The following is a 19,132-nucleotide window of genomic DNA, read 5'->3' as shown; positions in this document are numbered from 1 at the left end:
TCATGAATTGAGCGGTTCGATATATATCCGCGATCACGCAATTGTTCTGGGCGATCGAGTATTTCTGCTATGACGCGATAGAAGCGGTCGATTGCCGAGGCATCCCCGCCGGTCGATGGCACGATTGTTCTCGAATGCGCTGGTCTGCAAGCCTTCCCGTAGGTCAGCGCCGAAGCGTGAATTGCACCTATTCTGTATCCAGGAGTTGCCGGTGATTTCCGACCATTCCGCGATCGCGGCGCCGACCCCCGTGCAAATCGCGGTCGTCGAGAGCGTTGCGCCGCATATGCGACACAATCCGTACGGCAGCTATGAGATATTGCGCGCCGCCGGTCCGTTCGTGCCGGGCCCGCACGACACCCAGCTGGTCACCCGGCACGGGGAGGCGCAGGCGATCCTGCAGGACGCTCGCTGGAGTCACGCCGAGGAACCCGATCTCCTGCACGGCGACAGCGATGTCGAACTGCCGGGATCGTTCCTCTGGATGGAACCCCCGGAGCACACCAGGCTGCGGGGGCTGGTCGGCAAGGCCTTCACCGCCCGCACGATCAGTGGAATGCGTTCGCGCGCGGAGCGATTGACCGAGGATCTGGTGGACAAGATCCTCGCCGAGGGCGAGGTGGACCTACTCGACGCGCTGGCGTACCCGCTGCCGCTGACCATGGTGTGCGAACTACTCGGTGTCCCGCAGGAGGCGCACGAGCACGTGAGGATGATGTCGGTGGCCATCGCCCGCGGCCTCGACCCGGACGTGCTGCTGTCCCCGGACGAATTGGCCGCCCGGACAACTGCCGTGCACGCCTTCCTCGAATTCTTCGGTGATCTGGTGGATCGACGACGCGCGCAGCCGCGGCAGGATCTGATCACCGCGTTGGTCCAGGCCGAGGACGCGGGCGCGGCGCTGACCCGCACCGAACTGCTCGGCACCCTGCTGATCCTGGTCGTGGCGGGCCACGAGACGACGGTGAATCTCATCGGCAACGGCGTGCTCGCCCTCATCCGCCACCCGGAGGAATTCCAGCGGCTGCGGTCGTTTCCCGAGTTGTGCGAGCCCGCCGTCGACGAAGTGCTCCGCTACGACGCGCCTGTCCACCTGACCACTCGCACCGCGCACGCCGACATCACCGTGTCGGGGCGGAGATTCGCACCCGGCGACGCGGTGATCGTAATGATGGCCTCGGCGAACCGCGATCCGCTCGCCTTCCCCGACGCCGATCGCTTCGATATCACCCGCTACGCGCGCGGCGCCCGATCCGAACGGCACCTGTCGTTCGGACTCGGGCTGCACTACTGCCTCGGCGCACCGCTGGCCCGGCTCGAAATGTCGGTCGTCCTGCGCGCCATCGCGAGGCGGGTCGAGTCGATGACCCTGCTCGAGGAACCGCCGTACCGGCCGAATGTGGTCGTGCGCGGCATGTCGCAACTTCGTGTCCGAATGGAGCCCCGATGAGCACCGCACTCCCCACCGGCGTCACTTTCGACGCCTTCGATCCGGATCAGCGCGCCGATCCGTACCCCGCCTACCGCCGAGTGCGCGACGCGGCGGCGTTGTTCCCGTTCGAATTCGGTGATGTGCCGGTCACCGTGGTCACCCGATACGAGGAGTGCGCCCAGGTCCTCACCGGTTCGGAGTGGGGACACGGCTACAGCGCGGGTATCAGCCCGTTCCGCGACACCACCGCCGCGATCCCCGGTTCGTTCGTCCGCATGGACCCGCCTCAGCACGGGCGCTACCGGAAACTGGTCGCGAAGGCGTTCACCCCGCGCACCATGGGCGACATGACACCGCTCGCGGGCCGGGTGGTGGGCGAACTCGTGGATCGTGCGCTCGAGCGCGGTGAACTCGACGTCCTGAACGATCTCGCGGTGCCATTGGCGGTCGCGATGGTTCCCGTGCGATTGCTCGGCGCGGATCCGGCCGACGGCGCGCTGTTTCGCGAGTGGCAGTTGGCGATCGCCCGCGGCAGCGATCCCGACTGGCTGCTCGGCGCGGATGATGTGGCCGCGCGCGGTACGGCGGCGATGGAATGTATGGGCTATTTCGCGCGACTGGTCGCCAGCAAGAAGGAACAGCCGGGTTCGGATCTGCTGGGCGAACTCGTCGCGGCCTCGGTCGCCGGTGCGCTGACCGAACCCGAGGTCATCGGCATCGCGCTGCTGACCCTGGTCGCCGGGATGGAAACCTCGATCAATCTCATCGGCAACGGAATGCTCGCGCTGCTGCGCAATCCCGACCAGGTGGCGCTGCTGCGCGAGGACCCGGATCTGATCGCGCCGGCGCTGGACGAGATGTTGCGTTACGACGCCCCCACGCAGTTCACGATCCGGGTAGCCCTCGCCGACACCGTGGTCGGAGACCGGCAATTCCGGCGCGGTGACGGGGTGGTTGTGCTCACGGCCTCGGCGGGCCGCGACGATCGCGTGTTCGCCGACGCGGACACCTTCGACGTGACCAGGTATGCCGGAAACCGCCCCGCCCGTAAACATCTCGGCTTCAGTCTCGGCATTCACTACTGTGTCGGCGCGCCGTTGGCGCGGATCGAAGCCGATACCGCGGTGCGCACCCTGCTCGAACGCACCTCGGCCGTCGAACTGGCCGCCGATGAGGTCGAATATCGGCCCAGCCTGATCCATCGCGGGATCACCGCCCTTCCGGTGGCGCTGCGGCGATGAGCGGCTCCGGTTCCTCGCACGCGATCGTCCTCGGCGCGGGAATCGCCGGAATGCTCACCGCTCGTGTACTTTCCGACCACGTCGAGCGGGTGACCCTGGTCGAGCGCGATCCGCTCGACCAGGACGGTCCGCGCCGGGGTGTCCCGCAAGCGCGGCATCTGCACGGCCTGCTCGATCGCGGACGCACCATCATGGAGGAGCTCTACCCGGGCCTCACCGCGCAGGCCGCGGCCCTCGGCGCGCCGACCGCCGAGGCGCTACTCGGAACCCGGTGGTATCTCGGAGGTTTGCGGGTCAGGCCGACACCGACCGGGCTGACCTCCCTGATGGCGACCCGGCCGCTACTGGAATCGGTGATCCGCGAACGCACACTGACGATTCCCGGCATCGCGCTGCGCGATCGAACCGCGGCCCGCGCGCTGGTGGGCACGGCTCGTGCGGTCACCGGTGTCGTCGTCTCCCGCGACGACGAGGAGCGGACACTGCGCGCGGATCTCGTCGTCGACGCCACCGGCAGGGCATCGCGCGCGCCGGACTGGCTGCGCGCGCTCGGCGTCGCACCGCCCGCCGAAGACCGGGTCGACGTCGATCTCGGCTACGCGTCCCGGTTCTACCGCCGCAGTCCGGGGCAGCTCGACGATCACAGTTCGGTGATCATCTCGACCGGTCCGAACGGTCGCGGCGGCGGTGCGATCCGCGTCGAACACGACCGCTGGCATGTCACGCTCGCCGGAATGCTCGGCGATCATCCGCCGATCGACCGTGCCGGTTTCGCCGAATTCGCGTCAACTCTCGCCGCGCCCGACATCCACGAGATCGTCACCGCCGCCGAACCGCTCGACGACGGTGTTCCGCACCGGTTCCGGCACTCGGTGCGCCGTCGCTACGAACGCACCGCCGCGCCGATCACCGGATTCCTCGCGGTCGGCGACGCGGTATGCAGTTTCAATCCTCTCTACGCGCAGGGCATGTCGGTGGCCGCGCAGCAGGCGCTGGCATTGCGCGACTGTCTGGCCGCGGGCACCTCGGATCTGCCGTCGCGCTTCTACGCCGAGGCGGGACGCGTGGTCGATGTCGCCTGGCAGATGTCGACCGGTTCCGATCTCAGGTATCCGGGGGTCGTCGGTGATCGCACCGCCCGGATTCGATTGACCAACGCCTATGTCGGCGCGGCCCATCGCGCCGCGCATACCGACGCTCGCGTCGCGCGCACCTTCCTGCGCGTGGCGAACCTCGTCGAGCCGCCCGCCGCGCTGCTGCGCCCGGCGCTCGCCGGCCGAATCCTGCTGCCGGGCAGGAGAAACAACGATGACCGATAACTCGATCAGGAGGCAACACCCGATATGACCGCCGAGACAACGGTCGTCTCCGACCGCGACGCCGCGATCCAGGACGCCCTCGTGAAACTGTTCGGACCCGAAGGCCGAGCCGATCCGTACACACCCGCCCGCGTCCTGCGCGAGGCCGGGCCGGTGCATCAGACCCCGCTCGGTCATCGCGTCCTGACCCGCTACCACGACTGCGCCGCCGTGCTCTCCACCACCGCGTGGAGCCATGCGGAGGAGGCGGGGATGATGCATCCCACGGTGTCTCCCGAGGACGCGCCGGAGGAATTGCCGACCTCGTTCCTGTGGATGGAGCCGCCGGATCACACCCGGCTGCGCAATCTGGTGACCAAGGGTTTCACCCCGCGCATGGTCGCCCGGCTGCGGCCGAGGATCGAACAGCTCACCGAGCAATTGGTCGACAACGCGCTCGAGGCAGGGGAATTCGATCTGGTCGAGATGATCGCCTACCCGCTGCCGCTCGTCATCGCCTGCGAGCTGATCGGCGTTCCCGAGGACGCCTACGCCCGGGTGCACCAGTGGTCGCAGGATCTGGCGCGCGGTTTCGACCACGACTACACCCTGCCGGAGGAATCGCTTCGGGCCCGCAGCGCGGCCTCGCGCGGTTTCATGTCCTACTTCCGCGAATTGCTGAACGAGCGCAGGGCGCGCCCCACCGATGACCTGCTCAGCGTGCTGTCGCAGGTCGAGGACCGCGGCGATGTGCTCACCGAACAGGAATTGCTCGCCACCTGCATCACCACGTTCGTCGCCGGTCACGAGACGACGGCGAATCTGATCGGCACCGGCATGTTGCGGCTGATGCGCAATCCGGATCAGATCGTCGCGATGCGGGAGAACCCCGGCCTCACGGCCTACGCCCCGGACGAACTGCTGCGCCTCGAGCCCTCGGTGCAGATCACCACGCGGGCGGCGACGCGGCCGATCACGGTGGCAGGTCAGGAATTCGAGAAGGGCGAGGGTGTGGTAATTCTCATCAATTCGGCCAACCGCGACGACGCGGCCTTCGCCGATCCGGACCGCACCGATGTCGCGCGCTACGCCGACCGGATGAAGCCCGCCGCCAAACATCTCGGCTTCAGCCTCGGCATCCACTACTGCCTCGGCGCGCCGCTCGCGCTGCTGGAGATGGAGATCCTGCTCGACGTCCTGCTGCGCAAGGTGCGCACCATCGAATTACTCTCCGACACGCCACCGTTCAAACCCAATGTCGTCATTCGCGGCCTGGAAGCGCTGCCGACCGCGTTCCGGGCCTGAGTGCCGCGACGCCTTCCGCGGAGGTTGGGGCCGAGCCCACTATCACATGCCGGTGAACTGCGGATTCGGTTCACCGATCCGCAACTGACTGGGCAGGTGCTGTGCGGGTTCGGTTCATGCTCGGTTACTTGGCGAAGCTAGCGTATCGGGTACCCGGAAGGAGTCGGCATGGAGTTCCGACATCTGGTCTCGTTCATCGCGATCGCCGAAGAGCTGCACTTCGGTCGCGCAGCGCAGCGCTTGCATCTCACGCAGCCCAGCCTCAGCACGCAGTTGCAGAAGTTGGAGAAATCGCTGGGGGTTCAGCTTGTTTCACGCAACTCGCATGAAGTCAAGCTGACACCCGCCGGTTACGAATTCGAAAGTCAGGCACGGTTGATCGTGGCCCAGATGGATCGTGCCGCGAAGTTGACGAAGGCTACGGCGGCCGGGCGGGCTGGGTCGCTCAACGTCGGGTACAACCTGCCCGCCAGCAGACATGTGGTGCCGGACGCACTGGAGCGGATGACCCGCAGACATCCCGATATCGTGGTGTCGCTCTGGGAGAAACGCACCGGACCGCAGTTGGCCGCCCTGATGGACGGCTCGCTGGATGTCGCACTCGTCTACGGACATCCGAGTACCACCGAATTCCGGTATCGGAGACTGTTGCACCGGGTTCCGCTCGTCGCGGTCGTCGGCCGCAGGCACCGGTGGGCGGACCGGCCCGGTGTGCCGTTCGCCGAATTGGACGCGCAGGAATGCGTGCTGTTCGCCCGCGAGCAGTGTCCGGCGATGTACGACGCGATCTTCCAGGCCGCCGCCGATAAACGGATCTCGTTGGAGGTGGTCCATACCGCCGACGATCCGGGGGCGACGGCGCATATGGTGTCGGTACGGCCGCTGGTCGGATTCGCCTCACTGCCGCGCGCGGTGTCGATGGGCATGGGCGCCCCCGACAGCAGCACGGTCGCGGTGAAACTATTCGATCCGGTTCCCACACTCGATCTCTACGCGGTGTGGCTCGCGGCCGAGACGAATCCGGCGGTATCACTTTTTCTCGAATGCGTAGAATCGGCCGAATCCCCACGCATCGATATTGCGCGCGCGGCAACCGCATGACCACGTCGATAGGATTTGACATTCGCGCGGTCGCCAAGGAGGTATAGCGCGGACATCATTCGTTGTGGCCGAGAAGAATTGGTCGGGTGAATAGTGTCTCGATCACCGAAAACGGATCAGATCTGCCGGACGACGCCGGTTTGTACTCGGTGATATCCGCGGCGGCGGCGGGGAATCCGGAACGGAATTCCCTGTGCGCCGCGGATGGAACCGTCCTCACCTGTGCCGACCTCGATGCCTCCGTGCGAGCGGTCGCCTCGGCGCTGCTCGCGCGCGGCGTCGCGGCGGGCGACCGGGTCGCGGTACTGGGGCGCACCACGCTGGAGTGGGCGCTGCTTGACTGCGCGGTGCTCGCCATCGGCGCGGTCCTCGTCCCCATCTACCCGACCTCGTCGCCGGTGCAGATCAAGCACATCCTCTCCGACAGCGGCAGCGCGTATTTCGCGGCCGAGGACGCCGCCGACGCCGAGCGTCTTGTGGACGCGGGCGCGCCGACGGCATGGACATTCCCCGAGATCGCGACGTGGACGACCACGCCGGTCGCCCCCGGCCTCGATGCCAGGACCGCCGCGGTCCGCGCCGACGACCTCGCCATGATCGTCTACACCAGCGGCACAACCGGGGTCGCCAAGGGCTGCATGATCACCCACCGCAATATGTTCGTCTCCTCGGCCAACACCGTGCGCCAGACCGGCCGGATGTTCGACGGCACCACCGTGCTCGCCCTGCCGCTCGCCCACGTCTTCGGTCAGACGATTCTGTTCGCGTGCCTGGTCGGCGGCTCGCAGACCTACCTGCTGCCGGGGATTCCCGATCTCGTGCCCGCGTTGCCGCGGCTGCGCCCGACCTTCCTGGCCATGATTCCCTACGGGCTGGAGAAGATTCGCAAATTCTGTCGCACCCTGGTGACCGAGGACGCCGAGCGGGAGGCGGTCGCCCGCGGGCTCGCGCTGCTCGGCGCGGGCTCGACCCCGGAGCTCACCGACAATCCGGTCAGCGCGGCGCTGGGCGGCCGGCTGCGCCACGTCATCTCCGGTGGCGCGTCCCTCGATGATTCCACCTCGGGCTTCTACGCCGGATTCGGTGTGGTGATCCTGAACTGCTACGGATTGACCGAGGCCGCGACCGCGGTGACGGTCAACGCGCCGCAGACCAATCGCCTGGGCACCACCGGCCGCCCGATTCCGGGCACCTCCGTCGGCATCGGCCCCGACGGCGAGGTGCTCGTGCGCGGTCCGCATGTCTCGCCGGGGTATTGGGGCGCCGCCGCCGATCAGCGGCCCGTCGACGCCGAGGGCTGGCTGCACACCGGTGACCTGGGCGAGCTCGATGACGACGGCTTCCTGCGTATCACGGGGCGCAAGAAGGAAATCCTGGTCACCTCCGGCGGCAAGAATGTCGCTCCCACCCCGCTGGAGGACCGGGTTCGGCTGCACCCGCTGGTCAGCAACTGCATGGTGGTCGGTGACGGTCGCGCCTTCGTCACCGCGCTGGTGACCCTCGATCCGCCGCAGGTCGAACGCTGGCGCGCGGCGAATCCGGACGCCGATCCCGCCGCCGCGATCCAGCATGCGGTGGACGAGGCGAATTCGCTCGTCTCGCGTCCGGAATCCATTCGCGCGTTCCGGATTGTCGACGGTGATTTCACCGTCGACAACGGTTTGCTCACCTCGTCGCGGAAGTTGCGCAGGGCCGCGATCGAATCGGCCTATTCCGGCGATATCGATCAGCTCTACATTGCTCGCGGGTGAATTCCCGGGAAATCATTCGCGTGATAGCCGAGACCGATCGCCCGATGAATTACAGCTGCGCCCACTGGTTCACGGCTATCCGCGGCGACAGACTCGAATTGTCATTCGACTACCGAAAGTGATGCCACCATGTACGACGTCATTGTTGTCGGAACTCGTGTCGCGGGCGCACCGCTGGCGATGCTGCTCGCCAGGCGCGGCTACCGCGTGCTCGCCGTGGACCGGGCCACCTTTCCCAGCGACACTCCCTCCACCCATTACATCCACCAGGCCGGTCTGAGCCTGCTGAATTCGTGGGGGCTGCTGGATCGGGTGGTTGCCACCGGGTGCCCGCCCGTGCGCAACCTCAATTTCACCTACACCGATATCGTCATCAACGGCATGGCCGACCCGTCCGCCGACGGTATCGACGCGGTGTACTGCCCGCGCCGCACCGTGCTGGACAAGATCCTCGTCGAGGCGGCGGGTGAATCCGGCGCCGAGGTGATCGAGGGCTTCGCCGTCACCGAACTGGTTTTCGACGGCGATCGGGTGACAGGTATCCGCGGCCGGGTCGGCGACGGGGCCGAGCGGGAGTTCCGCGCGCAGTTGGTGATCGGCGCCGACGGATCGAATTCGACGGTGGCCAAGCAGGTCGGCGCGCAGGAGTACGACGGTTCCGCCGCCGCGTGCTTCGTCTACTACTCCTACTACGAGGGCATCGACTGGGGTATGCAGCACCGCACCGGCTTCGGTGAGCAGCAGTTCGCGGCCTGGCCGACCAATGACGATCAGTACCTGGTCGCGGTGATGCGCAAGCGGGATCGCTTCCGGGAGTTCCGCGCCGATCCCGACGGGAGCGTGCAGGAGATCATCGACCAGATCGACCCGGAAATCGGTGCGCGCTTGCGTGATACGGGCAAACGCGTCGAACAGTTCCGGCCGATGCTCTACCCCGACAACTACCGGCGGCGTTCCTTCGGTCCCGGCTGGGCGCTCGTCGGCGATGCCGGCTACCACAAGGACCCCTTCACCGGCTGGGGCATCACCGACGCCTTCAAATACGGACAGCTGCTGGCCGACCTGGCCCACGAAGGCTTGTCGGGCGCACGTCCGATGGAGCAGGCCCTGGCCGAATACGAACGCGAGCGCGACGCGCAGAGCGCCAGCACCTACGAGCTGACCCGCAGTATTTCCGAACTCACGCTCACCCCGTACTACGATTCGGTGTTCCGGGCGGCGAGCATGAGCCCCGACTATTCCAAGAAATTCTTCGGTCTGATCGCGGGCCTGTACCCGCCGGACAAGTTCTTCGGGGAACAGCAGCTGGCCGAACTGTACGAACAGGTCGGATTTCCGCAGGCCGACCGGCACGTGACCAATACCGAAGCGGTGTCGGCGTGAGTGCCGCCGGTCTGGTCGCCCTCGGCGACAGTTTCGTGGAAGGCAGGGGCGATCCCGCGAGCGCGGGCGGGTACCGGGGGTGGGTGGCGCGGCTCGGCGGCCAACTCGGCCTGCGGTCCGCCGCCGTGCGCAATCTCGGCGTGCACGGCGCGACGACCACCGCGGTGGTCGCCGACCAGCTTTCCCCGGCGCTGGCGGTGCGGTCGACCGTGTACGGCGTCGTCGTCGGTGTCAACGACCTGGTCAGCGATTTCGAGCCCGACCGTTTCGCGGACAATCTGCACACCATATTCGGCACCCTCTGTGATTCGGGGGCAACGGTTTTCACCGCGAGCTATCCCGATATCCCGGCCCGGCTCCCGGTGCCGGACGGTTTCCGCGGCCTGCTGCGCGAACGCTTCGACTACGCCAACGCCACGCTGGCCGAGGTCACCGCGACCACCGGCGCCGAACTGCTCGACATCGCGGCCCGGCCCGAATGGGAACGGGCCGAGGTCTGGACCGAAGACGGTCTGCATCCGAGCCCGCTCGGCCATCGACTATTCGCCGCGGGCGCGGCCGAGGTCATCGCCTCGGTCACGGCGACAACCGTCGCCGCCTGACCCGCATCGCTGCTCGAGAGGAATTTCCTGTGACGGACGACAGACGACTGGCACGCAACCCGATCGCCATCGTCGGGATGTCGGGCCTGCTGCCGCGGGCCCGCAATCATCGCGAGTACTGGCAGAACATCGTCGACGGCGTGGACTGCACCGAAGAGGTGCCCGCGTCGCGATGGAGCCTGGACGACTATTACGACCCGGATCCGGCCGCCGCCGACAAGACCTACTCCCGGCGCGGCGCCTTCCTGCCCGATATCGATTTCGACCCACTGGAATTCGGGCTTCCGCCCAACCAACTCGAAGTCACCAGCACCATGCAGACGCTCAGTCTCGGGGTGGCGCGTGACCTGCTCATCGACGCGGGCGCGGTGGATTCGCCCTGGTACGACCCCAGCCGGACCGGCGTTGTGCTCGGCACCACCGGTCCGGTGCCGTTGATGCATCCGCTGGCCGCACGACTGTCGACGCCGGTGCTCAAGGAGGCGGCGCGTTCGGTAGGCCTGTCCGAGGGCGACGCCGACGCGATCGCCGACAAATTCGTCGCCGCGTTCGCGCCGTGGGAGGAGAATTCCTTCCCCGGCCTGCTGGCGAATGTCGTCGCGGGCCGGGTCGCCAACCGGCTCGGCCTCGGCGGTATCAACTGCACCGTCGACGCGGCCTGCGCCGCCTCGCTCGCCGCGATCCGCACCGCCATCGCCGAATTGCAGGACGGCCGCGCCGATATGGTGCTGACCGGCGGTGTCGACACCGAGAACACCATCTTCATCTACCTGTGCTTCAGCAAGGTCGGCGCGCTCTCGCCCACCGGGCGGATCAGCCCGTTCTCCGACGCGGCCAACGGCACCCTGCTCGGCGAGGGCATCACGATGCTCGCCCTGCGCAGGCTGTCCGACGCGCGGCGTGACGGCAACCGGATCTACGCGGTCATCCGCGGTCTCGGCTCCTCCAGCGACGGACGCGCCAAGAGTATCTACGCCCCCCGTGCGGAGGGCCAGAGATTGGCATTGCAGCGCGCCTATGCCGACGCCGAATGCTCGCCCGCCGATATCGAACTCATCGAGGCCCACGCCACCGGCACCGCGGTCGGTGACAAGACCGAACTCACCGCGCTGAAGGGCGTGCTGTCGGAGGCCAGTGCCGAAACCGGGTTCGCCGCGCTCGGCAGCGTCAAATCCCAGATCGGGCACACCAAGGGCGCGGCGGGCACCGCGAGCGTCATGAAACTCGCACTGGCCCTGCATCAGAAGGTGCTGCCAGGCACCATCAATGTGGACGCGCCCAATCCCGAGATCAGCGCGCCCGACGCGCCGTACTACGTGAACACCAGAACCCGCCCCTGGATTCTCGACCCGCAGCGTCCGGTGCGTCGTGCCGCAGCCTCGGCGATGGGTTTCGGCGGCACCAACTTCCACCTCGTACTCGAGGAGGCCGACCAGCAACGTGGGCGCGGTTCGGTGCTGCATCGCACGCCGCGCGCCCACCTGTGGCACGCACCCGATGTGGCCGGGCTGATCGACGCGGTGCGCAGCGTCGAACCCGGCGACGGCGGCGATATTCCCGAGGATCACGCGCGCATCGGTTTCGTCTCGGTGGATGACGACAGCGCTGATCATCTGCGCGAACTGGCCGTCGACGAGTTGATCCGCGACCCGGAAGCCGCCCAGTGGGACCATCCGGAGGGCGTGTACTTCCGTTCCGCCGCGTTGCCGCAGCGCCGGGTCGGTGCGCTGTTCGCGGGTCAGGGCAGCCAATACGTCGACATGGGAGCCGCAGCGGCACTGGACAATCCGCCGGTCGGCGCGGCATTCGATACCGCGAACGCGGCCTTCGCCGGCGCGGCTCGGCGGCTGTCGTCGGTGGTGTTCCCGCCCCCGGCATTCGATGAGCAGACACGATCGGAGCAGGAACTGACCCTGCGCCGCACCGAATTCGCGCAGCCCGCGATCGGCGCGATGTCGGCCGGACAGTTCCGGGTGCTGACCGAATTCGGCTTCCGCGCGGACGGCTACCTCGGCCACAGCTTCGGCGAACTGACCGCGCTGTGGGCCTCCGGCGCGCTCGAGACCGAGGATTTCCATCGGCTGGCACGAGCGCGCGGTGTCGCGATGACACCGGAAGAAGGTGTCGACGCGGGCACGATGATGGCGGTCGGCGCGACCCGCGAGACCACCGAGGAGATCATCGCCGACATCGACGATGTGTGGATCTGCAACCACAACGCACCCGACCAGGTCGTGGTCGGCGGCGGCGCGGCGGGGATCGCCGCGGTGGGGAAGCGGTGTGCCGAACGCGAGATCGTCACCCGGGAGCTGCCGGTATCGGGCGCGTTCCACACCCCCTACGTCGGTCACGCGGTGACGGCGTTCGCCGAAGCGGTCGGCGCGGTGCGGATCGCGGCGCCGGACGCGACCGTCTACGCCGACACCCCCGGTGTGCGCTACGGCGAGGACGAGGCGCGCAACCGCGCGATTCTCACCGAACAGCTCAGCAAGCCGGTGGAATTCGCCGCAGCGCTGACCGCGATGTACGAGGACGGATGCACGATCTTCGTGGAATTCGGCCCGAAACAGGTGCTCACCTCGCTGGTCCGGCGCACCCTCGGCGACAAGGCGGTCGCCATCGCGACGGATTCGGGACCGGTCGGCGACGGCAGCCTCGCGCTCGCACGCGCGGCGGTACGGCTGGCCGTCCTCGGTGTCGAGCTGCGCGAGATCAACCGCTACGGCGCGCCGCGGCCGGCCGCCGCGACATCGAAACCCGGTATGACGGTTCCGCTCTCGGCGCCGGAGTACGTGCCGCAGAGCCGTCGGGAGGCCTACGCCGCCGCCCTCGGCGACGGCTATCGCGTCAGCGTGGCCGCGCCCGAACCGGTTCTCACCCACGCGGCGGCGGCACCCGCCACCGCACACCTTCGAGAAGTCGAAAGGCCAGTCGTGCCAGCACAGTCCAATGGCGCATCGCACACCTCCGTGCGTCCGTCCCCGCAACCGCGCGAATCTGTCGCCCGTGACGCTCACGACGCGTACGCGATCTCGGCAGCCCCGGCATCCGATGCCCTGACCCTCGACACCGCGCTGGCGCAGCATCTGCGCACCCATAACCAGTATCTCGACGGTCAGCTCGACATCGCCCGCGGTCTGGCCGGTGCGCTGAGCAACGGCACGCTCGACGAGTTCACCGTCCGGGCGATCGAGGCCGTCAAGGACCACGGTGTCACGATCAGCGCGAGTCACACGCACGCGGTCGATGTACTGGTGCAATTGGCGGAATTGGAGAGCGGTTTCGCCGCGCCTGTCCGTGCCCCGTCGCAGCGGGTTGTACCGTCCGCGCTACCGGAGCCGGCTCCCGAACGCCGCATCGTCACCGCACAGGAACAGAGCTTCGCCCCCGTCGCGTACGACGCCGGGGATACCGGCGATGCCGGAACCGCCGTGCCGACGGCCGTTGCCTCGGTCGAGTCCAACGGCTCGGCAACGGAATCCGCGCCACGGGTATCGGCACCGACTCCGGCGGCCTCCGAGGGGCCTTCCGCCGAGGAACTTCGCCGCGCCCTCCAGGAGGTCGTCGCGGAGAAGACCGGTTACCCGGTCGAGATGGTGGATCCCGGTCGTGATCTGGAGGCCGATCTCGGGGTGGATTCGATCAAGCGGGTGCAGGTGATCGGCGCTCTCCAGCAACGGTTTCCGCAGCTACCGAGCCTCGGCCCGGAGCAGCTCGGCACGCTGCGCACACTGGATCAGATCGTGGCCGAGTTCGCCGCGTCGACCGGTGGTGATGTCCACCCAAAAGCTGAAGCCGCGGCGTCGACGCCGCGGCATATCGTCGAGCCCGTCGCGCTGCCGCCGGTGGATGTGGCCGTCGACCCCTACCCGGCCGAGGCGAAGGTGCTCGTGGTCGACCTGGCCGACGCCGAATCGGATCGCGCCGGGATCGAAGCGGCCGCTGCGGCCAGGGGCTGGCGGGTGCGCACCGTTGGCTCCGTCGCCGAGGCCGGAACCGATGACGTGGATATCTGTGTCGTCATGGTGGGTGGGGACGCGGATCAGGAAAAGGCCCGCCGTCGATTGACCGATGTCATCCTCACCGCGAAGCAGGTGCTCCCGCGCTTGCTCGCGGCCACCGGCAGGAGCGCGTTCGTGACGGTCACGCGCCTCGACGGCGCGCTCGGCTTCCTCGGCACCGCCGAACCCGCCGCCGCGCTACTCGGCGGAGCGGGTGGGGTGGTGAAAACCCTCGCCGCCGAGCACTCCTCGATATTCTGCCGGGCACTCGACATCGAACCCGCCGTCACCGGGGGACAGTTCGCCGAGGCGATACTGCGTGAATTGTCCGACAGCGCCCGCGACACCATGGAAGTCGGCATCGATGCCATCGGGCAACGCCGCACCCCGGTGCCGAGCGGATACGCGGGTGCGCGCTCGGTCACCACGGTGTGCGCGGGTAGCGAACAGCCGCCGAGTGTGCTGTCCGAAGAGGACGTACTCGTGGTCACCGGAGGCGCGCGCGGGGTGACCGCGACCTGTGTTCGCGCACTGGCCGAACGCAGTGCGGCGCGTTTCGTCCTGCTCGGGCGATCCGAACTCTCGCCGGAACCGCCATGGGCTGTCGGCGTCGCCGATGCGGAACTCAAGCAGGCTGCGCTGCGCGCACTGGCGGGCACCGGCAGCACGCCGCGCGATATCGAGCGGCACTGCTCAGGAATCCGGGCCACCCGCGAAATCCGTTCCACACTGCGGGATCTGGACGGACGGGCCGAATATATCGCGGTGGACGTCACCGACGAGGCCGCGGTGCGGGACGCGCTCGCGCCGGTTTCGGCCTCGATCACCGGCGTCGTGCACGGGGCAGGCGTGCTGGCGGATTCGATGATCGCGAGTAAGACCGAGGAATCGATCGACCGGGTCCTGCTGCCCAAGATCGGCGGATTGGCGGCGGTACTCGCCGCCCTCGGCGAATTGCGGCATCTGATCCTGTTCACCTCGGTGGCGGGGCTGTTCGGCAATGCGGGTCAGGCCGACTACGCCTGCGCCAACGAGGCGCTGACACGATTCGCGGTGAGCTATCGACGTGCGAATCCCGGCTGCCATGTCACGGCGATCGACTGGGGAGCCTGGGACGGCGGCATGGTCACCCCCGAACTGCGGGAATTCTTCGTCGATCGCGGGATCGCGCTACTCGCCCCGGAATGGGGAGCGGCGGCGTTCACCGAGCAGTTCACCGAGGAGCGCGCGGCCGATACCGTGGTTCTCATCGGCCCAGCGACCCCGCTGTCGCGTGCGGATTCGGCGGATCGCGGCCGGGTGCGGGCCCGGCGGACGCTCACCGGGCTGACCGAGGAACCGGTGATCGCCGCGCACCGGATCGGCGAACATATCGTCCTTCCCGCGACCTTCGGGCTCGGCGCGATGATCAACCTCGCCGAGCGTCGGCTGCCGGGCCGTTCGGTGATCGGCGTACGGGATTTCCAGGTGCTCAAAGGGATCGTGTTCGACCATCCGGTGGACGAACTCGATATCGAACTGGAACCGGACGGCGCCGAGGGCATCGTGCTGCGCGCGAGTGTCATCGGCTCCGCCGCAACGCATTTCCGTGCCGTGCTCACCCTCGCCGACCATCCCGACACGCCGCCGCGGCACTCGGTGCCCGACGGAGTGCGAGCCCCGGCGGACGATATCTATCGCGACGCGGTGCAATTCCACGCGCCCGCCCTGCAGGGCATGCGCTCGATCCTGGCCGCCTCCGACGAGGCGATCGTGCTCGAATGCTCCCTGCCCGCCACCACGGTCGCCGCGGGGGCATACGCGGGCAGGCTGCACGATCCGGTGCTGGCCGACCTGATCCTGCAGGGACCGCCGGTGCTCGGGCATCGCCTCCTCGGTTCGGCATGTCTGCCGCTCGGTGTCGGCCGCGTGGACTACTACCGGCCGCTGCCCGCGGGCGAGCGGTTCGTGCTCGTCGTGGACAACCCGCGCGCCGGGCAGGTCGACGCTCACATCGATGCGACCGCCATCTCGACGGACGGCGCAGTGCTGCAACGTTTCTCGGACGTCACCGTGGTGACGACACCCGATCTGACGGAGAAGTTTCGAACCTCGGTGAGGCAGTGGATGTCATGACAGTTCTCGACTTCGACGGAATACCCTTCGACCCGGTCACGCCGACGCGTCCGGCCCCTGTCACCCCGAGCGCTCCGGCGCCGATCGCGCGTCGTACCCCGGTCACGGGCCACGACGACGTGGTGCGCAGGGCATTCGGTGAGCTCAGGGCCGGTGTGGTGGACGCCCATAGCGCCGCGCTGGCGGCGCAGGTGGCGCTACAGCGCGCCATCTGGCGGCGGGCCGTGTCATCGCCCGTCACCGACGCGTGGCCGCTCGGCGCTCGGGAGACCGGGCCGCTCGGTGCCCAGGAGACCGGGACGGTCAGCGCCCAGGAGACCGGGACGGTCAGCGCTCGGGCAATCGGGACATCCGGCGCGCCGGAGGCCGCGTTCAAGCCGCCCGCTCGCACGGCCGTCACTCGGCTCGATGAGGTCGCGTTGCGGCGACTCGCCGAGGCCGATATCGCCGGCGTTTTCGGACCCGGCTACCGGCGCTGGGCGGGGCCGGTAGCCGCCCGCCTCGCCGCCGCCACACCGCTCGTGCTGACCGGTGTGGATCGGATCGAATTGCGCGGTGGCAGCGGCAAGGGTCTCGTTGTGGCGACCTTCGACGGTGACGCCCGCGCCGCCGTCGTCCAGGCGGCCGAAGTGTTCGCGCTCTACACCGGGATGTGGCTGTGCCTGTCGCAGGGTGAACTCGTCTCGGCCGCGCGCGTGGACACGGCCGGTGAAATCACCTCGGGAACCATCGAATTCGTCGTCAGCCGGATCGATCTGATCCCGCGCCCGCATGTCACGGGGATCGCTCGGATCGCCGACTCGAATCCGGTCGAGGTGACCGTTGCCGTGGTCGAGCCCTCCGGCGCCTCGGTCGGACCGGGCGCGGCGGCACATGGTCTGCTGCTCAACGAATTCCACATGACCCATCTGTCGCGCGGCGACCAAGCCATCGCGATGGGTCCCGAATTCGCCGGATACACCGGGGTGCGGGCGACGCGTCTGCCGACGGGCGGGTTGCTGCTCGTCGACCGGGTCATCGAATTCGACGGCGAGCGTGGCCGATTGGATGACGCCTCCTACACCACCGAATACGATTCGCCCGCCGATTCCTGGTACTACGCCGATACCGCCAACGAATCGATGCCGCATTTCGTCTATATGGAGACTTCGCTGCAGGCGGCACTGCTGATGGGCTATTACGCGGGCCCGACCCTCACCCAGCCGGACACCACGCTCAGCCTGCGGAATCTGGGCGGCACGGCCACCGTCCTGCGCCAGGTCGATCTGCGCGACGCCACCATCGAACAGTCCTCGCGCCTGTTGACCACCACCATCCTGCCCGGCTCCTCGTTGCAGACCTTCGACTACACGCTGAGCGTGGACGGCGAACCGTTCTACCGCGGCGAAACCATGTTCGGGTACTTCAGCGATCAGGCGCTGGCCAATCAGACCGGACTCGACGCGGGCCGGACGAAACCCACCTGGCTGTCCGAGAATCCCACCGCCGCCGTGCGTTCCATCGATGTCGCGGCCCGGCGGGCGGACCCGTCGGCGCCGCTGTGCGCACGCCGCAACCTGACGTTGATCGACAGTGTCGACGTTGTCGACGGCGGCGGCGATTTCGCCGAGGGGTACCTGCATTCGTTGCGCGTCATCGACCCCTCGGACTGGTACTTCGCCCGACATTTCCACCTGGACCCGGTGATCCCCGGTTCGCTCGGGGTGGAATCGGTGATCCACGCGATCCAGGAATGGATGCTCGACGCGGGCTACGCCGATGCCATGGCCGACCCGGTCTTCCGCATTCCACGCGATATCGCCTTCAGTTGGCGCTATCGCGGCCAGTTCCTGCCGACCGACACGACGGTGGAGTTGGAGGCGCACATCAAATCGGTCCGGCGCGACCGAGACGGTGTCGTCGTCATCGCCGACGGCTCGTTGTGGAAGCCGGGGCTGCGCATCTACGAACTGATCGATCTCGCCGTCGAATTGACCGACAGGAAGGCTTCGCGATGACCGCGGCACGGACGGCGGCGGTCGCCGAGACGACCGCGGATATCGGCGCGTTACTGCGGGACCTGCGGCGACCGTGCTGGATCATCCGGCACGGGGACCGCGTCGTCGCGACTGCCGACGAGACGGTGGCCGCAGGGGCCCGGATCCTCGCCGCGGTCGGTCCGCTGCCTCCGGAACAGCTGGGCGACAGCGGTTTCCGCGCGGCACACGGGGTGCGCGCGGCCTACGCGGCGGGGGCCATGGCGAACGGCATCGCCTCCCCGGCGCTGGTGTCGGCGATGTCGCGGGCCGGGTACCTGGCGTCCTACGGCGCCGCCGGTGTGTCACCGCGGATCGTCGACGCCGCGCTGGCCGGACTCGCCGAGACACTGTCGGACCGGCCCTTCGCCTGCAATCTGATCCACAGTCCGTCCGAACCCGCGCTGGAGCGCGCGATCGTGGATTCCTGTCTGCGCCACGGGGTGCGGTGCGTAGAGGCCTCGGCGTTCATGTCGCTGACCCGCGAGGTCGTGCGCTACCGCGCGGCCGGATTGACCAGCGACCGGGACGGACGCGTCGTCGCCGGGAATCGGGTGATCGCCAAGGTATCGCGAGTAGAGGTGGCCGAACTGTTCCTGCGCCCCGCACCCGCGCATCTGCTGCGCGAACTGGTCGAGGCGGGCGATCTGCGCCCCGAGCAGGCGCGACTGGCCGAACGGGTGCCGATGGCCGACGACCTCACCGCCGAGGCCGATTCGGGCGGGCATACCGACCGTCGTCCGCTCACGGTCCTGCTGCCGGAGCTGATCGCGGCACGCGATCGCGTCGCGCGCGACGTCGCGGCGGCCGCCGCGGTACGGGTCGGGGGGGCGGGGGCGAGCGTGGGGGTGGGCGGTGGGGTGGGCAATTGGGTGCGCGCTCCTGGGT

At 68.3% G+C, this 19,132-nt stretch carries 10 protein-coding genes and 1 pseudogene; all 11 read left to right on the top strand.

What is annotated here, in order from left to right:
• Window positions 1-211 precede the first annotated feature (211 nt).
• On the top strand, window positions 212-1,450 hold the full coding sequence (locus tag ABZS43_RS32070) for a cytochrome P450 (RefSeq protein ID WP_355039738.1): 1,239 nt from the start codon (window positions 212-214) through the stop codon (window positions 1,448-1,450).
• A complete protein-coding gene (locus ABZS43_RS32065; RefSeq protein WP_355039737.1) occupies window positions 1,447-2,673 on the top strand; it encodes a cytochrome P450 in 1,227 nt (408 codons plus the stop codon). Before ABZS43_RS32070 ends, ABZS43_RS32065 begins: the two co-directional genes overlap by 4 nt.
• The gene (locus ABZS43_RS32060) at window positions 2,670-3,992 is read left to right on the top strand and encodes an FAD-dependent monooxygenase (RefSeq protein ID WP_355039736.1); all 1,323 of its coding nucleotides are present in this window, start codon (window positions 2,670-2,672) and stop codon (window positions 3,990-3,992) included. Before ABZS43_RS32065 ends, ABZS43_RS32060 begins: the two co-directional genes overlap by 4 nt.
• A 24-nt stretch (window positions 3,993-4,016) precedes the next feature.
• Window positions 4,017-5,276 (top strand): cytochrome P450, encoded by a 1,260-nt coding sequence (locus ABZS43_RS32055; protein ID WP_355039735.1) that lies wholly within the window; start codon window positions 4,017-4,019, stop codon window positions 5,274-5,276.
• 168 nt (window positions 5,277-5,444) lie between these two features.
• The gene (locus ABZS43_RS32050) at window positions 5,445-6,377 is read left to right on the top strand and encodes a LysR substrate-binding domain-containing protein (protein WP_355039734.1); all 933 of its coding nucleotides are present in this window, start codon (window positions 5,445-5,447) and stop codon (window positions 6,375-6,377) included.
• 86 nt (window positions 6,378-6,463) lie between these two features.
• Window positions 6,464-8,128, top strand: a complete 1,665-nt coding sequence (locus ABZS43_RS32045) for an AMP-dependent synthetase/ligase (RefSeq protein WP_355039733.1) — start codon at window positions 6,464-6,466, stop codon at window positions 8,126-8,128.
• A gap of 129 nt (window positions 8,129-8,257) precedes the next feature.
• Window positions 8,258-9,511 carry an NAD(P)/FAD-dependent oxidoreductase gene (locus ABZS43_RS32040; protein ID WP_355039732.1) on the top strand — a complete coding sequence of 418 codons (1,254 nt, stop codon included), beginning with the start codon at window positions 8,258-8,260 and terminating at the stop codon, window positions 9,509-9,511.
• Complete coding sequence (locus ABZS43_RS32035; protein ID WP_355039731.1) at window positions 9,508-10,113, top strand: SGNH/GDSL hydrolase family protein; 606 nt, start codon at window positions 9,508-9,510, stop codon at window positions 10,111-10,113. Before ABZS43_RS32040 ends, ABZS43_RS32035 begins: the two co-directional genes overlap by 4 nt.
• 29 nt (window positions 10,114-10,142) lie before the next feature.
• Entirely contained in the window at window positions 10,143-16,229 is a 6,087-nt protein-coding gene (locus ABZS43_RS32030) for an SDR family NAD(P)-dependent oxidoreductase (protein WP_355039730.1), read from the top strand.
• Window positions 16,226-18,226, top strand: coding sequence for a beta-ketoacyl synthase (locus tag ABZS43_RS32025; protein WP_355039729.1), 2,001 nt, complete (start codon window positions 16,226-16,228; stop codon window positions 18,224-18,226). The genes ABZS43_RS32030 and ABZS43_RS32025 overlap by 4 nt, the downstream gene beginning before the upstream one ends.
• A pseudogene (locus ABZS43_RS32020) lies at window positions 18,223-19,132 on the top strand (2-nitropropane dioxygenase); the annotation flags it as partial. The gene ABZS43_RS32025 and the pseudogene ABZS43_RS32020, both read left to right, overlap by 4 nt.

It is taken from the genome of Nocardia sp. NPDC005366 (assembly GCF_040606855.1).
Lineage (GTDB): Bacteria > Actinomycetota > Actinomycetes > Mycobacteriales > Mycobacteriaceae > Nocardia.
Note: the sequence above shows the minus strand (reverse complement) of the source record. Positions and strands in the feature narration are given on the sequence as shown.